This is a genomic window from Vannielia sp. SX4, from assembly GCF_052828525.1.
Genome location: NZ_CM128247.1, coordinates 2,613,421 through 2,633,776 on the forward strand (window position 1 = coordinate 2,613,421; position 20,356 = coordinate 2,633,776).

Here is a 20,356-nt window from a genome sequence, read left to right on the forward strand (position 1 = left end):
AAAAGGGTGGAGGCGGCACCGCAGTGGCACCGCCTCCGAAACGCGAGGGAGGCTTACATGCCTTCGCCCATGGTCTTCTCTTCGTTCACCATGGCCTGGGTCTTCGACAGCTCGGGGTCGGAGACGAGGCCGTAGTTGGCGAGCGGGCCAGAGGGGCCAGCCAGATCATCGGAGATGAAGAACTGGGCGTACTCTTTCAGGCCGGGGATCACGCCGATGTGGGCCTTCTTGATGTAGAAGTACAGCGGGCGGCTGACCGGGTACTCGCCGGAGGCAATGGTCTCGGTCTTGGGCTCGATGCCGCTCATGGTGGCGACCTTCAGCTTGTCCTGGTTGTTCTCGTAGAACGCCAGGCCGAACACGCCGATGCCGTTGGGGTTGGCGTCGATGCGGGCGAGGGTCTCGGTGTAGTCGCCGTCGATGTCGACCGACTTGCCGTCGGTGCGCACGGCGAGGCAGGCATCCTCGGCGTCGTCCTCGGACATACCGCCAGCAACCATGGCTTCCATGGCACCGGTGACTTCACAACCGGCAGCCAGAACCTTCTCCTCGAATACTTCACGGGTGCCGTGCTTGGTGCCGGGGATGAACGCGGCGATCTCGGCGTCGGGCAGATCGGCGTTGAACTCGTTCCACTTGGTGTAGGGGTTGTCGACCAGCTCACCGTCCACGACCACTTTCGGGGCGAGGGCGTTGAAGATGTCGGCGGGCTCGAAGGCGGTGAAAGCCGGGCCGGACTGCTGGCTGGCGAACACGATGCCATCATAGCCAATGCGCACTTCGATGATATCGGTCACGCCAGCGTCGGCACAGGCGGCAATCTCTTTTTCGCGGATGGCGCGCGAGGCGTTGGCCACGTCGATGGTGTTCTCGCCCACGCCTTCGCAGAAGCGCTTGAGGCCAGCCGAGGAGCCGCCCGATTCCACGACCGGGGTCGGGAAGTCGGTGTTCTCGCCGAAGGCTTCGGCGACGATAGAGGCATAGGGCAGCACGGTCGAGGACCCGGCAACCTGCACTTGGTCACGCGCAGCAGCAGTGCCGGCGGCCAGCGCGGTCAGCGCGAGGGTGGAAACGGTGAGCTTGGTGAAAGACATCTGGAACTCCGTTGCATGTCAGGCACGCCCCAACTGCTCATGCGGGGCGTTCGCGGTGCCCTTCTCTGCCCCGCGTGTTAGGCTTTTGTGACAGGTGTGTAACAGTTTCATGACATGCCGTTGGGGAAGGGAGATTTTGTCAGGAATGATTGTCTCGAACGGCCAAGAGTTTTGAAAATGTGGCCCCGCGGCCCTTAATGTTGGGGCCGAGGATACAGCTGCAATCGAAGGAAAAGCCATGACCACAGGTGGATGCCAATGCGGAAACGTGCGTTTCAAACTCAAGGGCGAGCCTATCAATGAGGTCTTCTGCTACTGCACCGAATGTCAGCAACGGACCGGCAGTGACAAGTGGTTCGGCCTATGGGTCGCTAGCCCGAACCTGAGCTTCATCCAAGGGCACGAACCCGCTCAATTTACCCGCAAGGGAGCCTCCGGGCGAGATGTCCATCACCACTTCTGCCCGAAGTGCGGTATTAACGTTTGTGCTGCCATGACCGCAGGTGGCTTTTACACCGTCGCCGCCACCAGCATCGACGGTGGCTGGCCGCGCAAACCAAAGGCCGCGATCTATGCCGGTTCAGCGCCGCACTGGGCCGTCCTGCCCCAAGACATCCCCGTTTATGATGGCCTGCCGCCTATGTGATTGAACAAGCGCCGAAAGTCCGGCCAAGAGACGGTCCTTCACCCCGCCAAAGGCAGGAATACTGTAAAACAGGCTCCTTGCCCCAACTCGCTCTCAATCATGAACCGCCCCCGGTGCCGCGCCACGATGTGCTTTGCAATCGCCAGCCCGAGCCCCGTGCCGCCCATCTCGCGGCTGCGGTGCGAATCCACGCGGTAGAATCGCTCCGTCAGGCGTGGGATGTGCCGTGGGTCGATCCCATCACCATAATCCCGCACCGCGCAGCGAAGCGCCGGGCCGCGGAGGGCGATCACGCGCTCTTCCAGCGCGACGGAAATCTCGATCTTTCCGCCCCCGCCGCCATATTTCAGCGCGTTCTCTATGAGATTGGTGAACACCTGCGTCAGCTGGTCGGCATCGCCGGGCACCTTCGGCAGATCCTGTGGCAGATCCCGCACCAGCTCTAGCCGCGCCTCCTCGGCCAGCGGCTTCAGAGCATTGGCCGCCGAGGCCAGCAGTTGCGGCACATCCACCAGTCCCGAGGGCCGCTGCAGGGCGACCGCCTCGACGCGTGACAGCGACAGCAGATCGTTTACCAGCCGGTTCATCCGCGCCGTCTCGCGCTCCATGATCCCCAAAAACCGCTCGCGCGCCGCTTCGTCGTTCTTCGCTGGCCCCCGAAGGGTTTCAATGAAGCCGGTGAGCGCGGTCAGCGGCGTCTTCAGCTCGTGCGAGACATTCGCCACAAAATCCCGCCGGATCTGGTTGGCCGCCTCGGTCTGGCTGAGGTCTTCGAAGGCCAGCACCACCCGCCCGTCGAGCGGCGTCGCCTTCACCTGAAAGATCTGCTCGCCCTCGCCCTCGACCCGCCGCACACGGGCTTGGCCGGAATGGCCAAGGCTCAGCGCATTCTCGATAAGCTGCGCAACCGATGGCTGGCGGAGCTGCAGGCTGTAATGCCGCCCTTGCCCGATCCGGCCGAAAAGCTCCGCCGCAGGCGAGTTGATCGCTTCGATCCGGGCATCCGCGCCAATCACGATCAGCGGGGTCGGCACTGCCTCGGCAAGGGCTTCGATCTCCGCTGGCGTCATCGCGTCAGACCGGCTTCAGCCCGGCGCGGAAGCGCCGCATGTTCTCCTGATAATGCAGCGCAGAGCGCCGCAGCCCCTCGATCGCCGCCTCGTCCAGCTGGCGCACCACCTTACCCGGCGCGCCCATCACGAGCGAATTGTCGGGGATCTCCTTGTCCTCGGTAATCAGCGCCCCCGCGCCGATCAGGCAATTCTTGCCGATAACTGCGCGGTTCAGCACCGTGGCGCCCATCCCGATCAAAGAGTTCTCGCCAATCGTGCAGCCGTGCAGCATGGCCTTGTGGCCCACCGTCACGCCCGCACCGATGGTCAGCGGGCAGCCCGGATCGGTGTGGCAAACGGTGTTCTCCTGCACGTTCGCCCCAGCGCCAACGCGGATTTCTTCGTTGTCGCCCCGCAGCGTGCAGCCAAACCAGACAGAGGCCCCACTCTCCAGCACGACATTGCCGATCAGGTTGGCATCCGGCGCCACCCAATAATCTTCATCCTCCGGAAAAACCGGCGCGATCCCGTCGAGGGCATAGATCATCTGACTTCCTTCTCCCGAAACTGGTCGTGCAGGGCACGAACATGCGCGGCAAGGTCGGGTTGCTGCGCCCGCCGCATCCGCTCGGCCGAGACGATGGTGCGCAGCTTCTCTTCGCTCTCGTCCAGATCGTCATTGACCAGTACGTAATCGTAGCTGTCCCAATGGCTGATCTCGTCCCAGCTCTTCTGCATCCGTTTGGCGATCACCTTGTCTTCGTCCTGACCGCGCTCAATCAACCGACGGCGCAACTCGTCGATCGTGGGCGGCAGGATGAAGATCGAGAGCGTGTGCTTGCCCAGCTCCGAGTTGCGGATCTGCTGAGCGCCCTGCCAGTCCACATCAAACAGCACGTCACGGCCCGCGTTAATCGCCTCGCGCACCGGGCCAGCCGGAGAGCCGTAGTGATTGCCGAAGACATGCGCATGCTCCAGCATCTGCTCGTCGGCCACCTGCTGGCGAAAATCTTTCTCGGTGAGAAAGTGGTAATGCACCCCATTTTCCTCGCCCGGTCGCGGCGGGCGGGTCGTGGCGCTGATTGAAAAGCTCAGGTCAGGGTCCCAGCCCATCAGCCTCCGCGCCAGCGTCGTCTTGCCTGCGCCCGAGGGCGACGACAGGATGATGAGCAATCCGCGTCTGGCCAAGGCCCCCTCCCCTATTCGATGTTCTGAACCTGCTCCCGCATCTGGTCGATGGCGGCCTTGAGGTCAAGCCCGATCCGGGTCAGCTCCACTGCCTGCGCCTTGGAGCAGAGCGTGTTGGCCTCACGGTTGAACTCCTGACAGAGAAAGTCGAGCTTGCGGCCCACGGCATCCGCGCTGGCCAGCAGATCGCGGCTCGCGGTCACATGGGCCTCCAGCCGGTCCAACTCCTCGGTCACATCGCTTTTCAGCGCCAGCAGGGCAACCTCCTGCGCTACCCGGTCCTGATCGAGCCCCTTCGCGTTTTCGAGCACGCGGGCGAGGTTCTCCTTCAGGCTCGCAGCCATTTCGGCCTTGCGCTCCTCGGCCACAGGCCGCGCCTCGCGCACCAGCTTGGCGACCTTGTCCAGATGGGCCAACATAACTGCATGAAGCGCCGCGCCTTCGGTGGCGCGCATTTCGATGAAACTGTCGAGCAGCGGCCTGAAATCGGCAACCAGCTTCGAACGAAGTGCCACCAGTTCGCCGTCGCTGAGGCTGTTGGGGTCGTCCGCGATGCCCTTCATTGAGAGGATCTCGGCCGTGGTCGGCGCCTTAAGCTCAACACCCGCCCGTTCAGCCTCGCGCGTGATGGCACTCAGGGCCGAGAGCACCTGGCTCAGCTGGGTGCTGTCGAGCCGCATCTGGCCGTCACTCCGGCTACGCTGAAGCCGCAGGCTGAGCGAGACATTGCCGCGCACCAGGGCCTTGTTGAGCTCGGTCCTGAGCGCCTGCTCAAGGCCGCCGATCCACTCCGGCAAGCGGAGGCGCAGGTCCAGCCCCTTGCCGTTGACGCCGCGCAATTCCCAGCTCCAGCTGAAGTCACTTCCCTGCTGGGACCGGGTCGCAAACCCTGTCATGGAGTTAACCATTGGAGTTAACCATTTAAGATTTTTCCCCCCGGAAAATCGTCCGGCTTTGTGCTATTAACGGATAGGTAATCTTTCTTGTCCATGAGTTAACAGACAGTGCGCTCGTGAACAACAAAGGCGGTGGGGTTTTTATCAAGCCGAGGACGGGGTTTAGGGCGTGGAACATCAGGACGACAGCACTCGCGGGGTGGTCTCGCTCATGCAGTATCACAACGATATCCGATTCCCCGCAGTCCATGCGCTGCGGCGCTACTGGGATGATCTGCGCGGCCCACGTCAAGTGCCCTCGCGCGCCGAGGTTGACCCGCGCGCCATTGAGGAAACGCTGGAATATGCCTTCATCCTCGAGCGCATTGCGCCCGGCGTCGGACGGTTCCGGCTCGCGGGGATGCACCTCAACGACCTGATGGGCATGGAAGTGCGCGGCATGCCCTGCACCTCCATGTTCATGCCAGAGCACCGCGCCACCCTGAGCCGGGTGCTCGAAGATGTTTTCGCCGGCCCGTCTACCGCCCTGCTCACACTCGCAGGCGAGCGCGGCGTGGGGCGTCCGCCGATGGACGGGCAAATGCTGCTTCTGCCGCTAACCTCCGACTTCGGCGATGTCACCCGCGTACTCGGCTGCCTCTGCACCATCGGCCCTATCGGCCGCTCACCCCGCCGTTTCCTCGTGAAAGACGAGGTCGTGCGCCCGATCCGCCTCGGCGACAGGAGCGACACTCCGGATGCCGCCGCCCCCGAGGCCATGGGCAGCCCCCTCACCCGCGAAGAGCGCCTCAAGATCCGCCGGACAACCGAGGCTGACGAAACCCGGGAAGCCACCCCGTCACAGGGCTTCAACGAACCTGCCGCGAGCTACACCCCGCCGACACCAAGCGCGCCGGAGGGTCAAAAGCCCAAGCTGCGACTCGTGCGCTCCGAAGGCGAGGTCGTCGGCCACGACGAGTGAGCCCACCCCACCCGGTGTGCCTCTATCCGGAGCACTGACTCATCTGCAACAGGTCCGCCAGATTCCTTACACCCGCGATTCGAAAGTTTGCTCACAATCCACCTCCCGGTATTAACTCGTTGTAAAAACAATGCGTTTAACAACCATGACCCAGAGGCGGGAAACAGATGCGGGATTTCGACGCTCAGCCGTTCTATTCTAGGCGGCCACGCCATCGCTTTGGCGACACCTTCGTGCCGGAGTTCGTCAATGACTTTGTCGACTGGTACAAGGACACCCTCCCCGAGGCTGAAACGGTGCCGGGCGACAACTGGATGACCTGCTTTTCAGAGCTCGGCGCGCGCAAATTTCGCAATGTTACCCGACGCGGCGTCGGCGGATATTACCAGGCACGCGGCGTATTCCCCGATTTCCGCAACGCCACCGACTTCACCCAGATGACCCTGATGAACAGCCTCGTCGCGCCGATGCCCCGGCTGATCCCGGCCGACAAGCTGAATGTTGCCAAGTACATCCCCCGCCGCTACCGCAGCCAGCTGCATGTGCCGCGTGTGGAACGGGTGTTCAACTCCGCCGACGAGGTGGATTTCTCAGGCATCGCGCCCGGCACCTATTACCTCAAATCCAACCACGGCAGCGAACAGAACCTGCGGATCGATTTGCCGCTAACCGAAAAGGAAACGCTGGCCAAGATCGAGCGCCGCCTGCCGGTTTGGTTCGACCTGCCTTACGGCACTCGCACCTCGCAATGGTGGTACCGCCTGATCGAGCGTAAGGTGTTCCTCGAAGAGAGTCTCACCCGTGCGCCCGACGAGGTGGTGCCCGATTTCCGGTTCCACTGTATCAACGGCAAGGTCGCTTTGCTCCAGCTCGATCTCGGCCTCGGCACCTCCGGTCGCAACAACCCGATCTACGACGGGGCGCTCAACTACATGCCGCACAACTTCCTGCGCGCCAATCGCTCCGAGGAGCCGTTGCCGCCTCAGGCCGGGCTGGCCCGCGACATGGCCGAAGCCATCGCCGCGCCCTTCCCGTACGTTCGGGTCGACATCTACATCCGCCAATCCGAGCTGTTTCTCGGTGAGCTGACATTCCTGCCCAACGCCGGGCGTCGCAAGATCATGTCCGACGAGCTCAACGCCTACCTCTGCGATTTCTGGGCACCGATGCCTAAGGTCCGCCAGGTTTCGGAGGCGACAGAAATCGCCATTGCAGCAGAATGAGCGCGCCCCAACACGGTCGACGTGTCCGATGACCATGCAGATCACCATCCACGCCGGCTTCCACAAGACCGGCACCACAACCCTGCAGACCTTCCTGCGCCAAAACCGCACGGCGCTCTCAAAGCATGCCGACATCTACCTCGCCCACGACATGGGGTCGCTGTCCCTCGCCGGGCGGTTCTACGGCGCGGACCCGGGCCCCGATCGCCGCAAGGCCTTCGTCGTTGCCTGCAACCGCTTTCTCACCGACCTGCGCCCTGCCTCTCAGATCCTGATCTCGCGGGAGTCGCTCTGCGGCAAGATGCTGGGCGATCTGAGGGTCAATGGCAGTCTGATCACTGAGTACGGCGATGTCACCGTTACCCTCGCCCGAATTCTATCGCGGCGGGTACAAGCCCGCTTCGGACTCGAGGCGCGCCTCCGGCTGGTCTATACGACCCGCTCGCCCGAGAGCCTGCTGCGTAGCGCATGGAGCCACAACCTGCGCCACCGTCGCCTGACCGACAGCTTCGAGAGCTTTCGCGCCCAATTCGCCGCGCCGCCCGAGCTGGAGAAAACCGTCGATGCGGTGCGTGCCGCACTTCCGGGCGTCGAAGTCCTGTCGATGCCGCTCGAGGAGATTGCCCGCCACCGGCTCGGCCCTGCAGGCCCGCTGCTCGAGGTGATTGGAGTCCCGCAGGACGAGTTGGCGCAATTCGCACCGATTGGAAGCCGGCGCAGAGGCCAGAGCGCCGGCCTCTCCGAGGAGATCCTCGCCCTCAACCGCACCATCACCGACAAAGCTACCCTGCGTGCGCGCAAACAGGCGCTCCTTCTTGACCGCGAGGGCATACCCGCCGACTGATCTGGGAAAAGAAAAACGCCCCGGCGCGAAACCGGGGCGTTTGTATTACGGTACCGGTATGGTGCGGTTTACACCGCTTCCTGCGCCTCCGCCTTCCCGCGTGCCGACAGTTCCTCTGCCACCAGAAACGCGAGTTCCAGCGATTGCGACGCATTCAGACGCGGGTCGCAGGCCGTGTGGTAGCGCGAGCCGAGGTCTTCGTCGGTCACGGCCCGCACACCGCCGGTGCATTCGGTCACGTCCTGACCGGTCATCTCGAAATGCACACCACCCGGGATGGTGCCTGCCGCGCGATGGGCCGCGAAGAACTCGCGGACCTCACTCAGCACCCGGTCGAACGGCCGGGTCTTGTAGCCCGAGTCCGACTTGATGGTGTTGCCGTGCATCGCATCGCACACCCAGACAACGTTGGCGCCTTCGCTCTTCACCACGTCGATCAGGCGCGGCAGGTGCTCTTCCACCTTGCCGGCGCCGAAGCGCGTGATCAGGGTCAAACGGCCGGCCTCGTTCTTCGGGTTCAGGTCGGCCATGAGCCGCTTCAGGTCGTCGGCTTCCATCGTCGGGCCCGCTTTCAGGCCGATGGGGTTGATGATGCCCTTGCAGAACTCCACATGGGCGCCATCGGGTTGCCGCGTGCGGTCGCCGATCCAGACCATGTGGCCCGAGCCCGCCACCGTTTGCCCCGTAGTCGAGTCGACGCGGGTCAGCGCCTCCTCGTACTCCAGCAGCAGCGCTTCGTGGCTGGTGTAGAAATCGACCGATTGCATCGCATGCACCGAGTCGCCGTCGATGCCCGCCGCGGTCATGAAATCCAGTGCGTCCTGGATCCGGTTGCTGAGGTCTCTGTAGCGTGCCGCGCGGTCCTCATCCGCGAAGCCCGTCGTCCAACTGTGGACGCGGTGGATATCTGCAAAACCACCCGTCGAAAACGCGCGCACGAGGTTCAGCGTCGCCGCAGCCTGAGTGTAGGCCTGAAGCATCTTCGCCGGGTCCGGAATCCGCGCCTCAGGGGTGAACTCCAGCTCGTTGATGATATCACCACGGTAGGAGGGCAGCTCTACGCCATCCTTCACCTCGACCGGCGCAGAGCGCGGCTTGGCAAACTGGCCCGCCATGCGGCCAAGCTTCACCACCGGCACCTTTGCGCCAAAGGTCAGCACGATCGCCATCTGCAGCATCACCTTGAACGTGTCGCGGATGTTGTCACCACTGAACTCGGCAAAGCTCTCGGCGCAGTCGCCACCCTGAAGCAGGAAGGCCTCGCCACGTGCGACCTTGCCCAGCTCCGCCCGCAGACGGCGCGCCTCGCCCGCAAACACCAGCGGCGGATACTTTGCAAGTTGGGCCTCGACCGCGTTCAGCGCCGCCGCATCGGGATAGTCCGGCATCTGAACCCGGGGCTTGCTGCGCCAGTCAGATTTCGTCCAGGTCTTGCTCATCGTCTCATGTCCTCTGGTCTGCCCGTACCCTCCCCGGCACGGGATAAGGCCTGCCTTATAGGCCGCTGCCCCACTTTGGGCCACCCCTGATCAGATTTTCTGCGCCGCGCGCTCTTGCGCCCTATGTCAAATCCTGATTGCCTCTCGGGCGGGGTCAATATCTAGCGTGGAGCCAGACAGATGCGGCGTCCTGATACGCAAACTCTGGTGGTGGAAGCACCGGCCAAACCGCGCCGCTTTGTTTTCCTTCTCGTGCCGGATTTCTCGCTGCTCAGCTTTGCGGGCGCGATCGACGCCCTGCGCCTCGCCAACCGCACCGCCGGCGCCCAGCTTTACACATGGCAACTCATCTCCGAGGGCGGCGAGCCTGTTGCCGCCTCCTGCGGTTCTGTCTTTCAAGTTGACGGCGGCCTAGATGACCTCGCCCGCGACGAGGTGATCCTCGTCTGCGCCGGTCTCGACGTGGAGGAGAAGGCCACGCCCAAGGTGCTCGCGTGGCTGCGCAAACAGGCACGCCGCGGCCTCGCCGTCGGCGGCCTCTGCACCGCCGGATACCTGCTCGCAAAGGCAGGCCTGCTCGACGGCAAGCGCGCCACGATCCATTGGGAAAATGCTGACAGCTTCACCGAAGAGTTCGATGAGGTGCGGCTGACCAAAACCGTTTTCGTCCATGATGGCAATCGGATGACCACAGCTGGCGGCACCGCCTCCATCGACTTGGCCCTCCAGATCATCGCCGAGGACCACGGCGAAGAGCTCGCCAATACCGTCGCCGACCAGCTGATCTACAGCTCCATCCGCACCGATCAGGATACCCAACGCCTCTCGATCCCCACCCGGATCGGCGTGCGCCACCCCAAGCTCTCCCGTGTCATCCAGATCATGGAGCAGAACCTCGAAGAGCCGATCAGCCCCGCGCTACTCGCTGATGAGGTGGTGCTCTCCACCCGCCAGCTTGAGCGCCTGTTCCGCCGCTACCTCAACCGCAGCCCCAAGCGATACTACATGGAACTGCGGCTCCAGAAGGCGCGCAACCTGCTGATGCAAACCGATATGTCGGTCATCAACGTGGCGCTCGCCTGCGGCTTCACCTCACCCTCGCACTTCTCCAAGTGCTACCGGGCGCAATATCAAACAACGCCCTACCGCGAGCGCGGCTCCCACGGCGCGCGCCTATCGGTATGATCACCACGCGGCGCCTCACGCTGCGCCCTGCCGAACCCGGCGATCTGCCCGCCCTCCACGCGATCTTCTCCGACGCTGAGGTGATGCGCCACTGGTCGACCCCACCGGATGAGACCATCGACGCGACCGCCGACCGGTTGGAGGGCTTCATGCGTGGCGATCGGGAGTTGGGGCCCGAGCTGATGATCCTCCACGAGGGTCATCTGATCGGCCGCATCGGCCTTTGGCGTAAATGGGAGGTGGGCTACATCCTCGCCCGAGCGGCATGGGGCAAAGGCTTTGCCTCGGAGGCGCTCGAGGCCATCACCGCCGAGGCTTTCGCCCGTCATCCCGACTGCCCCGCCATCACCGCCGATATCGACCCACGCAACATCGGCTCCGGACGTGTGCTCGAAAAGGCTGGCTTCGTCGTGACCCACCATGAAAAGAACACCTTCTGCGTCAATGGCGAATGGTCTGACAGCACCTATTACCGGCTCGATCGCCCCAGTCCGTGACCCGTCTGTCGGTGATCCTCGGCGGGGCAATCGTCCTCGCCGCAACAGCCTTCATGTTGGTTGGTGGCTATAAATTTCTCACCTTCACACAAGCACTCAATAACTGGGGCGCAGAAGATACCTCAGGCCTCCAGCAGGTGCCACTCTCAGAGGTGCTCTCGATCGATCTGACCACAGTCGATTTTCTGGTATTCAAGGACGGTCCCCGCGGTTGGTATCTGGTCGATGACCCGGGCCTCCACAACGAGACCGAAATCGGCTTCTACGGTCGCCGCTTCCTCGGCCACCTCACCAACACCGCCCCGGCCGCGACCTACTGCGAGGGTGACACGGACGCCAAGATCATCTGGGCCGTGCGAGACGCCCGTGAAACCGCTGCCATGGCTTACTGCAATGTCTCCCGCATGGACTTCACCCCGCTCCTGCCCTACGCCCAACCCGTGTCTCTGACCGACAAAGAGGTCACAGAAGCCGCGCTGAATGCCCTTCGCGCCGAAATCGCTGCCGACCCCTCGCGTCGCTTCGTCGATGTTCCGCGCGCACCCCTGCCCTTCAGCCACGTCCGCAGCCTGCGCCCTCCGATGCTCTGGTCACAAGACCCGGGCGCCGATGCGGCAATGAGGGCGGCCATCTCCGAGGCCATGAAGGGCGCACCCCACGCGCTGCACATTCAGAGCGACCGGGTCAACTACGCCTCCTTCTACCCCGAAGGCAGCACAGACATGGTCTACGGCTCCTTCATCGAAACGGATGAAGGGCGCGCCGTGCTCGACGGCCTATACCTCTATGCCCCCTACATCGAAGTCGCCTGCGCCCCAGCAAATTGCGCCAAGCTGGACGGGTTGGATGTGGCACCCATCGTCGCCCACTGGCGCCCGTCCGCTCCCCTTGCCGCTGCGCTCGCTGCACCGGTTCCGCTCCCCAACGAAAGCACCGGCCCCGGCACCAGTCCGCGCGACCCGAAGCAGCCAAACCACGGCCTTCTCCTGCCGAATCCCGACGACATGGCAGACACAGAGACCCTCATCGCCGAAACCCGCGCGATCAAAACCCGCGTGCGCTACATTCGATTGAAAGACGACTAGCGGCTCAACGCCTTGCCCAATCGCGGCAGCCGCGCCTTCTTCATCAGCGCCCGCATCTCCCAACGCTCGCCCGAGAGCCGCTCAGCCTCTGCCCGCACCCCCTCAGCCACCGCCTCCATCCGGGGCCGGTCCGCCTCGGCGAACCCCAGCAACAGCCCGTCAGGGTCGGCCCGCATGAGCCCTTCCTCGGCCAGCAAGTTGCGCGGAAAGTCCTTGGCGTTCATCGTCACGATGCCATCCGCCGAGCCCGCCACGGCAGCCGCAAGCACATGCACATCCGCTGGGTCCGGCAGCCAGAAGCGCGCCTCCAGCCCTGGCTCTACTTTTACCTCCGCCCGCGGCCAAGCCGCCCGCAGCAGCGCAATCTCACCCTCCGCCTGCACCCCATCGCCCGGCCCGCGCTTCAACGCCGCGCGGCGCCACTCTTCGAGGATCCGGGGCGACCAAAGCGGGGCGAAGAACCCGGCACCCGCCGCGCCCACCAGCAACTCGCGCATCACCGTCGGGTAGAGCACGCAGGCGTCGAGGCAGAGCTTCATGGCAACAACCGGTAGGTCAGCGCCTTCAAGTACCCAGACTCGGCCAGTTGCGGCAGCGTCGGATGGTCGGCAGCCGCATAACCGGTGCGCAAGAGTTGTGCCGACCGCCCTGCTCGCCCGATACCCCGGGCGCAGGCGTTACCGAATTTGCCGATCTCTGCCGCATGCGAACAGGAGCACAGAGTTAGAATGCCCCCCGGCGCCACCAACGGCGCGGCCAGTCGTGCGACCCGCTCGTAGGCCCGCAGCCCCTGCGTGAGCGCTTTCTTGGAGGGCGCGAAGGCAGGCGGATCGCAGATGACCACGTCAAACTGCGCGCCCTCCTCCGCCAGCGCTTCGAGCGTGGCAAAAGCGTCGCCCTTCCGGATCGAGAACCGCGCCGCCAAGCCGGAAGCCTCCGCCCCGGCCTCGGCCAGATCGAGCGCGGGTTGCGAGCCGTCCACCGCCAGCGCGCTCTCGGCCCCCGCCGCCAGCGCGGCCAGTGCAAAGCCTCCGACGTGAGAGAACACATCCAGCACTCGTGCGCCCTTCGCCAATCCGGCGGTAAAGGCATGGTTGTCCCGCTGGTCGTAGAACAGCCCCGTCTTCTGCCCGCCCATGAGGTCAGCCATATAGGTTGCACCGTTCATCGGCACCGGCACAGGCCCGTCGGGTGCCACGCCCCGCGCCACCTCCAGTACCTCTGGCAGCCCCTCGAACTTGCGCGCCCGTCCGGTGCCATTGAGGATCACGCACTCAGCGCCCGTTGCTTCCAAGGCAGCGTCTGCCAGCATATCAAAACGGACGTCTGCCCAAGCCGCGTTCGGCTGGATCACGAGAGTCGCACCGAAGCGATCGATAACAACACCCGGCAGCCCGTCCGCCTCGGCATGAACCAAACGATAATAGGGTTCTGAAAACAGCCGATCACGCAGGTCCACAGCGGCCTTCAGCCGCTTCAAGAACCATGCCTCGTCGATCTCCGCGCCGCAGTCAGCGTCCAGCACCCGTGCCGCAATTCTGCTCTCAGGGGTAACAGCCACCAGCGCCAGCGGGCTCCGGCTTGCGTCTTCAAGCACGGCAACCGTGCCCGGAGCGAGCGCCCGTGTCCGCCGGTCGAGCACGAGCGCGTCGGAATAGACCCATGGCGCACCATGACGAACAGCCCGCGCGTCAGCTGCGGGCTTCAATCGAACGACTGGACGGGTGTTTGGATCAGGCTGGGCATCACTCATAGGCCTGACCTATCCGGTCAGGCGCCCGCCGAAAAGAGGTGTCAGCGATAGCTGCCGGTCGACCAGACAGCGCGGCTGTCGAGTTGCTGCACCGGCGTGGTGCCAACGGGCGCCGAGGAACAGGCAGCCAGAGCCGAGAGGGCCAGCGCAATCAGGGTGATTTTCGTTTTCATCATCGGTTTCATCCTTTGAAGCTCAACGCAGAGCCCGAACTGCTCGTTCCATCCATACGTCAGAAGACGCGCCCGTGGGGCGTCGGCGTGCATTGTTGCACATTTTGCTTACGCAGGGGTAACCTGCGTGCAACACCGGCGGCTTTTTGCCGCCGCCGTTGGCGCGTGCGGTCAGATCAGCTGGCTGCAGAGCCTGCCGAAAGCTCGGCGGCAAAGGTGTTTGCCAGATGTTGGGTGATCCGGGCCTTCTGCCCCCAGCCCTTGGCTTCCATGGCCACGGCCTTGGTCCCACCGTAGGCTTTCAGGTCGGCAACAATCTTCCGGCTCTCCAGCACGGCACCGGTCTGAGGGTCGATCATCGTCATCTGAAACTTGATCGAATGGACGCCGCCAATGGTGTAACGGGTCTTCTCGGTCAGCGAGTGAAAGCGCAGCACTTCGATTTCTACGTCTACCTCTTTGCCAGCATTCAAGCGCACCGCCCCACGGCCCAAGGCCTCCTCGAAGATCGCGGCCACCTGTTCGTGGCGGTCACCCGGCGCATCGCCGCGCCAGACGATATCTGCGTTCGGATAGTAGCTGTTGGCTTCCGAAACACGCAGCGAATCCGGCACGTTCACGCGAATATCGCGGATCCTGTAAGCCTGCGCATAGGGCGCCTGCGTCTGTGCCGGGGCTGCAATGTCGGTCGTGCCAAGCGGCGCTGAGCGCGCCACCGGAACGGTGGAACGCACGGTGCAACCTGCGGCGGCCAGCACAGTGATGGCGAGAGCGGCGGCAGTCGTCAGTTTGGTCATGATCTCAGTCCTTCCGGCCATTGTTGGCGCATGATCTGCTCATGGCATCAGAGAACCGGGCAATTGGGGCGAGAATGAGAAAATTTTCGTAGAATTGTTCGGTATTCGTAGACAATGCCGGCGTGGTGCGGAGGCGCCGCTTACCCAGGGTTACCGACGAGGATGAAGGGCGCCCAATAGGCCGGGTGGCTCCACTTCGACTGCTGCATCAGCGCAAGCGCCGCCTGCCGCTGCGCTTCCGCCGCTGTCAGCGACGGATCGGCGGCGCGGCGAGCAAAGATATCAGTCATCAAGGCCACCGCGCTCTGGCTCTCCACTGGCCAATGGCTGACCAACAGCGCCTTTGCACCCGCATAAAAGAACCCTTGCGCTAGGCCCGAAAGCGCCTCTCCTCCCGGCTTGCCGCCTACCGCGGTGTTGCAGGCCGAGAGCACGACCCAATCGGCATTCAGCTTCAACCGGGCAATCTCGGAGACCTTCAGAAAGCCGTCATCCCCTGCCCCCGGCGTCAGCGCCAACGCAGGTTCGTCCATCACCTCGCCGCCCACCTCGTCACCCGCCATCAGCCCGTGGGTGGCAAAGTAGAGCACGCGGAACCGGTCCAGCGCCTCCGCCTTCACCGCCGCTTCGCTCGCCGCAGGGCCTTCCAGCACTGCCTCAGCACTGGCCAATACTGCACCCGCCACCGAGCGGGCCTCGTCGGCGGTCTCCGGCAAGGGCGCGAGGCCAGAACGGAGTTGCGCCGCGCGAGCATTGCTTGCGGAAGCCTCTGCCGCCGGGCCCGCCGCATAGTCCGGGTTGGCCAGCCCGAGAAACGGCTCTGGCGCATGGCCCAACTCGGCCCTCAACGTGGTAATCTGGAGGGACAGAACCGACGGGATGACCGTCACCGCATGATGCCGTAGCAGCCAGTCAGCCTCGGCCAGCGTGCCGCCCTTAGGCTCCGAGCGCAGCAGGAGTTGTGGCGGCAGAGAGGCCAGCGCCCCACGCAACTCGATATACAAATGCGTGGCCCCCTCAAGCGCCGGCGCGACCTGCCCAAAGGTGAGCGCATAGAGTTCCGTCGCGGCCTCCGTATCAAAGTCCTTCGGCGCCTCACCAGTTGCCGCCTTCAGCGAAAGCGCCGCTCGCACACCCACCTTCAGCTCGATGCCTTGCCGCACCCGCTCCACAAGCGCAGCCAATTCCGGCTGGCTGGCGGGGATCGGGGCCCAGGCGGCGCTGTCGGGCGTCACCACCACAATCCGGCTCGCACCCCAGTCTCGCGTGGAGACATCGACGATCACCACCGCCTCCCCCGGCTTTAGGCTCTCACGGGCCTCCTCTGCCGTTGCGGCCATGCCTTCCTTCAGCCCGTTCATCCAAGGGTCACGGTCCGAGAGTTCCCCGCGCAAGTCCGCCAAGTCCGCCACCGTGTCGGACAACTCCGCCTGCAGCGCGGCTTCCTGAGCCGGATTGCGCTCTTCCACCGGCAGCCCAGACACCGCGAGCAGCGCGGCCTGCAGCTCGTTCCGGCGGCGGATGCTGTCGGTATAGGCTCGCGCTGCCACGCCCGCGCCCTCCTGTGCCAGCGCCAGCCGTTGCCGCAACATCAGCGTGCTGGTCGAGGCCACTGAAAGATAGCTCGACTGAACGGCGCGAAAGGCCTCCTCCGCGGCACTGACCGCGGTCATCTTTCCACTCACCTCCGCAGCCGCGAGCGCATCGAACCACGGACCGGACATGGATGTGCCAATCTCGGCCGACCACCGCGCCAACTCCAGCGCCCGCTCCCAACGGTTCTCTTCCATTGCCAATGTCGCGGCCCATGTGAGCGGTTCGGACAAGGCCGGATGGGTCCGACCCAAGGTCTCCTCCATATTGGTGATCACCACATCGAGCAGGCCCTTGCCGATGTCGTAATATTCGCTGCCCGGCCCCTCGCGGGTGAGCACGAGGGCAATCATCGCGTTGGTCTCGTTGGTCTGCCGCGCCTTGAACCCATAGATCGCCTCTGCCAGCTTGGCGCTTTCAAGCAGCACCTCCCCGGCGAGATCCACATAGCCGAGCTGCCCCGCCAAGCGCCCGGTCATGTAGAGCAGCGATTGAAGCTCCGGGTGATCGTTGCCAAAAAACTCCCGCGTCGCAGGCACCGCCTCGGCGTAGAGCATCAGCCCCTCGTCATACCTGCCCAGCTTTTCCGCCATCCGCGCCGCGTGCTTCAGCGCGTTGACCCGGTGCCGCCCGGCCCGCATCCCCTCGGTCTCTTTCAGCCCTTCGGCGACCGCTTGGAACTCTTCCATCGCCGTTTCGTACTTTCCCGTGCGCTCCAGCAGCCCGGCAACATTCGAGCGGGAGAGCAGCGTCGTCACCGCGTTTGGCCCATAGTAGCGCCTAGCAAACTCATAGGCTTCCAGCGCATAGGGCATCGCCTCGCCCGCTCGGTGTGCGTTCGAGAGCGCCATCGCCATATTCATCCGGGCCCGCTGCGCCTCAGGGTGATCGCGCCCGTGGTGCGTAACCCAAAGTTCGAGCACCTCCGTGCTCATCCGGATGCCCTCCTTTTGGCGGCCCAGCCGCGCAAGGATTTGGGCAACGAGCGCGTGGTTCAGCAGCGCCCGTTCGGAATGCGGGCCAAAGGCGGAATCGAGCGAGGCCTGCAACGCCTCGGCCAGCGGCAGGGCTTCCTCATACTGGCCGCTGGTGAACACATCGAAGACCGCCTGCTCTTCCGCATCCGCAGCGATCTGCTCAGGCGTCTGCTGCGCAAGGGACGGCTGGGCCAAACCGAGCGCGAGGCAAATGCAGAGGGTGCGCAGCCGCTTCACCGGTCCGGATCTCCCACGAGGATGAACGGTGCCCAGTAGGCCGGATGCCGCCACTCTGGCTGTGGCCCGTCTATCATCGCCAGCATCGCTTGCCGCTGCGCCTCAGCTGCACTCAGCTCAGGGTCGTTCGCGCGGCGGGCAAAAATGTCGGTCATCAAACTCACCGCTGACTGGCTCTCCACCGGCCAGTGGCTCACCAGCAGCGCCCGCGCGCCTGCATAGAGGAACGACTGGGCCAACCCGCTCAATGCCTCCGCGCCCGGTGTGTCCCCGACAGCTGTGTTACAGGCCGAGAGAACGACCCAATCAGGGTTCATCCGCAGATGCGCAATCTCCGAGGCCGTCAGCAGCCCATCCTCCCCGCCCCCCGGGGTGAGCGCCAGCGCTGGCTCCTGCACCACGAGGTCCTTCACCTCATCGCCAGACACCAATCCATGCGTGGCAAAGTAGAGCACCTTGAACCGCTCAAGATCGGCGCCCTTGATTGCTGCCTCGCTCGCCTCCGCCTGTTGCCACACGGTCTGCGAGCCCATCGAGCCCGCCACAGCCTTCACCTCGCCAAAGGTCTCCGGCAGCGGCGAAAGTGCCCCGCCGCGGTTCGACGACGACTGCACCGCCGCCTCGCCGTTTGGGTCGAAAATCGGGTTGGCGACTCCCAAGATTGGCTCAGGGGCATGAGGGCCGGTCGCGGCAATCTCCATGGCTTTCAGCGCAAAGACCGAAGGGATAACCGTGATGGCATAGTCCTGCACCATCCATCGGGCCTCTTCCAAGGTCTCAGGCTGATTGCGGATGAGCAGATGGGGCGGCAGCGCGGTGAGCGGGCCGCGTAACTCTAGGTAAATGTGGCTCTTGCCCTCCAGTGCCCACTCGAACTGCCCGAAGGTTTGCCCGTAAAGCCAGCTCGCGGCATGTAGTGGAAACTTGGCCTGGCTTTCGCGCTCTGCGGCCTTGAGCGAAAGCGCGCCCCGTACGCCCAGCTTCATATCGACGGCAGCGCGCACATCGGCCACCGCGGCCGAGAGCTGCGAGGGTTTCACCGGCATCCGAAGCCAGTAAGTGGTTTCATTCGTGATGATAAAAACAAAGTCGTTGTCATCGTCGCGCGGCCCGATGTCGAAGAGCACTACTGCTTCCTCCGAACCGAGCTGCGATTGGATCTCGCGCTGCTCGACAGAGCCGTCGCCCACCAGAGCGGCAAAATCAGGTGCGGTCTCGTGGAGTTCGGCGCGCAACCGCTTTTGCTCCAAGCTGACCTCGCTCAACTCCGCTTTCAGTGCAATTTCTCTCGCCGCATCGCGCTCGGCCATTGGGAGCCTGACAAGTGCGGCATAGTCAGCCTGCAGCGCCGCCTCGTGGTCCACCGCGTCAGTGATCGCCCGGTGCAGCCTCGCCGCGGGGCTGTCTCCGAGACTCACCCGAGCGGCCATCTGGAGCAGCGCATGGGTGGCGTCACTGCTCTGGGTAACCTGCGCCACCCGGAACGCGTCGGGAATGACCTCGCCCCAGCTTCTAACCTTTTCCACACCCGCCGTATCGAGCAGCCGCAGGATTGTCTCGCGGCTGCGGACCCCGAGCGCCTCGGCCTTGAATACCGCCTCCAGCGCGCCCTCGACCTCGCCCAGATGCTCCCTCACCGCCGCGAGGTTGAGCAGCGCCTTGCCCCACACCGGATGGCGGAACCCTTCACCCTGCGCAGCTGGAAACGAGGCCGAAAACATTGTGTCGGCCTCCTCCAGCATGGCCAGCCCCTTCATGAACTCCGGCGTCTTGAAGCCCTGACCCAGCCACCAAAGCGCATCGAGTGCCAGCGCCGTCGCCTCGATGGGCGTGCCCTTGTACTCGGCCTCGATTACGGGGCCCATCGCCTCAAGCGTGGCGTGCATCCCCTCCTTGTCGCCACCGTCAAGCTGATACTGGGCAAGGCGCAGGCTCATGGCGATCACGCCCACCTCATCGCGGCCATAGAAACCGCGACGCCGGGCAATGGCGTCCTGCGCCACCGTCACCGCCTCGGCCGCCCGGCCCAGTTCAGAGAGCGCATTGGCCCTTGCCTCGGCAAAGACAATTGCCTGAGGATGATGCCCGCGTGTCTTCTCAGTGCCCTCCGCGGCAACGCCACGATCCAGCCCGGCAATGGAACGCGCCCAGAGCTGCTCTGCGTCTTCAAGGTAGCCCAGCTCGTAGAAAATTGTTGCCAGGCTGCCGCGCCAGCTATCGGCCACGGCGCTCAGCTCGTTCGGGTCGGCTTCGGCCACCGTAACAGCCTCGACCGCCAACGGCAGTGCCTCACGATAATTGCCTACATCGGTCAGTGTCTGTACCAGCGACATCTGCGCCGCGGCATGAAGCGGCATATAGACGGTGTTGACGGTGCGAAACCGGGAGTGAATGTCGCGTTTCATCTCCAGCGCATCTCCCAACCTCCTCTGGGTCGCCAACAGTTCGGCGACCTTGAGTTGTTCGAACAGCAGCATCGGATGGTTCTCGGGCAAACGGGCGCTGAGGAGTGACACCACCTCCCGCGCAAGCCGCTCAGCCTCGGCAAAGTCCTGCGCCAGGCTGGCCGCTTCTGAGGCTTGTGCAATCTGCTCCTCTTCAGGGGTCAGACTGTAGGACTGCGCCAAAACCGGCTGCGCGAATACAAAGCAAAGAAACAATACAAATGGCTTCATGGCTTGAAATATCCCCACACCGCGCTCCATGGTCAAAGGGA

The 20,356-nt window shown here is 64.1% G+C and carries 19 protein-coding genes; 7 read left to right on the plus strand and 12 right to left on the minus strand.

The genetic code is table 11. The features are described 5' to 3' along the window. Window positions 1-53: 53 nt before the first annotated feature. Entirely contained in the window at window positions 54-1,094 is a 1,041-nt protein-coding gene (locus ACUXVX_RS12915) for a substrate-binding domain-containing protein (protein WP_446308616.1), read from the minus strand. Between the two features lie 268 nt (window positions 1,095-1,362). Between ACUXVX_RS12915 and ACUXVX_RS12920 the strand changes: the two genes are divergently transcribed. Next, on the plus strand, window positions 1,363-1,740 hold the full coding sequence (locus tag ACUXVX_RS12920; RefSeq protein WP_446308617.1) for a GFA family protein: 378 nt from the start codon (window positions 1,363-1,365) through the stop codon (window positions 1,738-1,740). A gap of 38 nt (window positions 1,741-1,778) precedes the next feature. Here the strand turns inward: ACUXVX_RS12920 and ACUXVX_RS12925 are convergent, their stop codons facing one another. From ACUXVX_RS12925 to ACUXVX_RS12940, 4 genes are read right to left on the minus strand one after another with little or no spacing between them, the layout of a single operon-like run. After that, window positions 1,779-2,810 carry a sensor histidine kinase gene (locus tag ACUXVX_RS12925; protein WP_446308618.1) on the minus strand — a complete coding sequence of 344 codons (1,032 nt, stop codon included), beginning with the start codon at window positions 2,808-2,810 and terminating at the stop codon, window positions 1,779-1,781. Between the two features lie 4 nt (window positions 2,811-2,814). Further along, the gene (locus ACUXVX_RS12930; RefSeq protein ID WP_446308619.1) at window positions 2,815-3,339 is read right to left on the minus strand and encodes a gamma carbonic anhydrase family protein; all 525 of its coding nucleotides are present in this window, start codon (window positions 3,337-3,339) and stop codon (window positions 2,815-2,817) included. Next, the gene (gene gmk, locus ACUXVX_RS12935; RefSeq protein ID WP_446308620.1) at window positions 3,336-3,980 is read right to left on the minus strand and encodes a guanylate kinase; all 645 of its coding nucleotides are present in this window, start codon (window positions 3,978-3,980) and stop codon (window positions 3,336-3,338) included. The genes ACUXVX_RS12930 and gmk overlap by 4 nt, the downstream gene beginning before the upstream one ends. A gap of 11 nt (window positions 3,981-3,991) precedes the next feature. Next, on the minus strand, window positions 3,992-4,888 hold the full coding sequence (locus ACUXVX_RS12940) for a YicC/YloC family endoribonuclease (protein ID WP_446308621.1): 897 nt from the start codon (window positions 4,886-4,888) through the stop codon (window positions 3,992-3,994). 157 nt (window positions 4,889-5,045) lie between these two features. Here ACUXVX_RS12940 and ACUXVX_RS12945 point away from each other — a divergent pair, with 157 nt between their 5' ends. The 3 genes from ACUXVX_RS12945 (at window position 5,046) to ACUXVX_RS12955 (ending at window position 7,904) form a co-directional block, all read left to right on the plus strand. Next, window positions 5,046-5,837: a PAS domain-containing protein gene (locus ACUXVX_RS12945; RefSeq protein WP_446308622.1), complete on the plus strand. Its 792-nt coding sequence runs from the start codon at window positions 5,046-5,048 to the stop codon at window positions 5,835-5,837. A gap of 167 nt (window positions 5,838-6,004) precedes the next feature. Then, complete coding sequence (locus ACUXVX_RS12950) at window positions 6,005-7,060, plus strand: ATP-grasp fold amidoligase family protein (RefSeq protein ID WP_446308623.1); 1,056 nt, start codon at window positions 6,005-6,007, stop codon at window positions 7,058-7,060. 28 nt (window positions 7,061-7,088) lie between these two features. After that, the gene (locus ACUXVX_RS12955) at window positions 7,089-7,904 is read left to right on the plus strand and encodes a hypothetical protein (RefSeq protein WP_446308624.1); all 816 of its coding nucleotides are present in this window, start codon (window positions 7,089-7,091) and stop codon (window positions 7,902-7,904) included. A 68-nt stretch (window positions 7,905-7,972) separates the two neighbouring features. Here ACUXVX_RS12955 and ACUXVX_RS12960 read toward each other — a convergent pair whose 3' ends face one another. Next, window positions 7,973-9,343 (minus strand): class II 3-deoxy-7-phosphoheptulonate synthase, encoded by a 1,371-nt coding sequence (locus ACUXVX_RS12960; RefSeq protein WP_222469170.1) that lies wholly within the window; start codon window positions 9,341-9,343, stop codon window positions 7,973-7,975. Window positions 9,344-9,523: 180 nt separating this feature from the next. Here ACUXVX_RS12960 and ACUXVX_RS12965 point away from each other — a divergent pair, with 180 nt between their 5' ends. Genes ACUXVX_RS12965 through ACUXVX_RS12975 form a run of 3 tightly spaced genes read left to right on the plus strand, consistent with a single transcriptional unit; the run spans window position 9,524 to window position 12,110 of the window. Continuing rightward, window positions 9,524-10,528, plus strand: coding sequence for a GlxA family transcriptional regulator (locus ACUXVX_RS12965; protein WP_446308625.1), 1,005 nt, complete (start codon window positions 9,524-9,526; stop codon window positions 10,526-10,528). Continuing rightward, a complete protein-coding gene (locus tag ACUXVX_RS12970) occupies window positions 10,525-11,025 on the plus strand; it encodes a GNAT family N-acetyltransferase (protein ID WP_446308626.1) in 501 nt (166 codons plus the stop codon). Before ACUXVX_RS12965 ends, ACUXVX_RS12970 begins: the two co-directional genes overlap by 4 nt. Continuing rightward, window positions 11,022-12,110 (plus strand): hypothetical protein, encoded by a 1,089-nt coding sequence (locus tag ACUXVX_RS12975; protein WP_446308627.1) that lies wholly within the window; start codon window positions 11,022-11,024, stop codon window positions 12,108-12,110. The genes ACUXVX_RS12970 and ACUXVX_RS12975 overlap by 4 nt, the downstream gene beginning before the upstream one ends. Here ACUXVX_RS12975 and ACUXVX_RS12980 read toward each other — a convergent pair. From ACUXVX_RS12980 to ACUXVX_RS13005, 6 genes are all read right to left on the minus strand, one after another. Next, entirely contained in the window at window positions 12,107-12,649 is a 543-nt protein-coding gene (locus ACUXVX_RS12980; protein WP_446308628.1) for an RSP_2648 family PIN domain-containing protein, read from the minus strand. The two genes, ACUXVX_RS12975 and ACUXVX_RS12980, sit on opposite strands and share 4 nt — an antisense overlap. Continuing rightward, window positions 12,646-13,863 carry an RSP_2647 family RNA methyltransferase gene (locus ACUXVX_RS12985; protein WP_446308629.1) on the minus strand — a complete coding sequence of 406 codons (1,218 nt, stop codon included), beginning with the start codon at window positions 13,861-13,863 and terminating at the stop codon, window positions 12,646-12,648. Before ACUXVX_RS12985 ends, ACUXVX_RS12980 begins: the two co-directional genes overlap by 4 nt. A 41-nt stretch (window positions 13,864-13,904) precedes the next feature. Continuing rightward, window positions 13,905-14,039 carry a hypothetical protein gene (locus ACUXVX_RS12990; protein ID WP_261385160.1) on the minus strand — a complete coding sequence of 45 codons (135 nt, stop codon included), beginning with the start codon at window positions 14,037-14,039 and terminating at the stop codon, window positions 13,905-13,907. A gap of 173 nt (window positions 14,040-14,212) precedes the next feature. Then, entirely contained in the window at window positions 14,213-14,833 is a 621-nt protein-coding gene (locus ACUXVX_RS12995) for a DUF6778 family protein (protein ID WP_446308630.1), read from the minus strand. Between the two features lie 140 nt (window positions 14,834-14,973). Continuing rightward, a complete protein-coding gene (locus ACUXVX_RS13000) occupies window positions 14,974-17,640 on the minus strand; it encodes a CHAT domain-containing protein (RefSeq protein ID WP_446308631.1) in 2,667 nt (888 codons plus the stop codon). Beyond that, window positions 17,637-20,315, minus strand: a complete 2,679-nt coding sequence (locus tag ACUXVX_RS13005; protein WP_446308632.1) for a CHAT domain-containing protein — start codon at window positions 20,313-20,315, stop codon at window positions 17,637-17,639. The genes ACUXVX_RS13000 and ACUXVX_RS13005 overlap by 4 nt, the downstream gene beginning before the upstream one ends. Window positions 20,316-20,356: the final 41 nt, after the last annotated feature.

What these genes read in the sequence shown, in the direction of transcription:
- ACUXVX_RS12955 (WP_446308624.1), top strand. Translation starts at nt 7,089, where the DNA reads ATGACCATGCAGATCACCATCCACGCCGGCTTCCACAAGACCGGCACC.
- ACUXVX_RS12915 (WP_446308616.1), bottom strand. Translation starts at nt 1,094, where the DNA reads ATGTCTTTCACCAAGCTCACCGTTTCCACCCTCGCGCTGACCGCGCTG.
- ACUXVX_RS12995 (WP_446308630.1), bottom strand. Translation starts at nt 14,833, where the DNA reads ATGACCAAACTGACGACTGCCGCCGCTCTCGCCATCACTGTGCTGGCC.
- ACUXVX_RS12960 (WP_222469170.1), bottom strand. Translation starts at nt 9,343, where the DNA reads ATGAGCAAGACCTGGACGAAATCTGACTGGCGCAGCAAGCCCCGGGTT.
- ACUXVX_RS12970 (WP_446308626.1), top strand. Translation starts at nt 10,525, where the DNA reads ATGATCACCACGCGGCGCCTCACGCTGCGCCCTGCCGAACCCGGCGAT.
- ACUXVX_RS12940 (WP_446308621.1), bottom strand. Translation starts at nt 4,888, where the DNA reads ATGGTTAACTCCATGACAGGGTTTGCGACCCGGTCCCAGCAGGGAAGT.
- ACUXVX_RS12925 (WP_446308618.1), bottom strand. Translation starts at nt 2,810, where the DNA reads ATGACGCCAGCGGAGATCGAAGCCCTTGCCGAGGCAGTGCCGACCCCG.
- ACUXVX_RS12930 (WP_446308619.1), bottom strand. Translation starts at nt 3,339, where the DNA reads ATGATCTATGCCCTCGACGGGATCGCGCCGGTTTTTCCGGAGGATGAA.
- ACUXVX_RS12965 (WP_446308625.1), top strand. Translation starts at nt 9,524, where the DNA reads ATGCGGCGTCCTGATACGCAAACTCTGGTGGTGGAAGCACCGGCCAAA.
- ACUXVX_RS12950 (WP_446308623.1), top strand. Translation starts at nt 6,005, where the DNA reads ATGCGGGATTTCGACGCTCAGCCGTTCTATTCTAGGCGGCCACGCCAT.
- ACUXVX_RS12990 (WP_261385160.1), bottom strand. Translation starts at nt 14,039, where the DNA reads ATGATGAAAACGAAAATCACCCTGATTGCGCTGGCCCTCTCGGCTCTG.
- ACUXVX_RS12980 (WP_446308628.1), bottom strand. Translation starts at nt 12,649, where the DNA reads ATGAAGCTCTGCCTCGACGCCTGCGTGCTCTACCCGACGGTGATGCGC.
- ACUXVX_RS12985 (WP_446308629.1), bottom strand. Translation starts at nt 13,863, where the DNA reads ATGAGTGATGCCCAGCCTGATCCAAACACCCGTCCAGTCGTTCGATTG.
- ACUXVX_RS13005 (WP_446308632.1), bottom strand. Translation starts at nt 20,315, where the DNA reads ATGAAGCCATTTGTATTGTTTCTTTGCTTTGTATTCGCGCAGCCGGTT.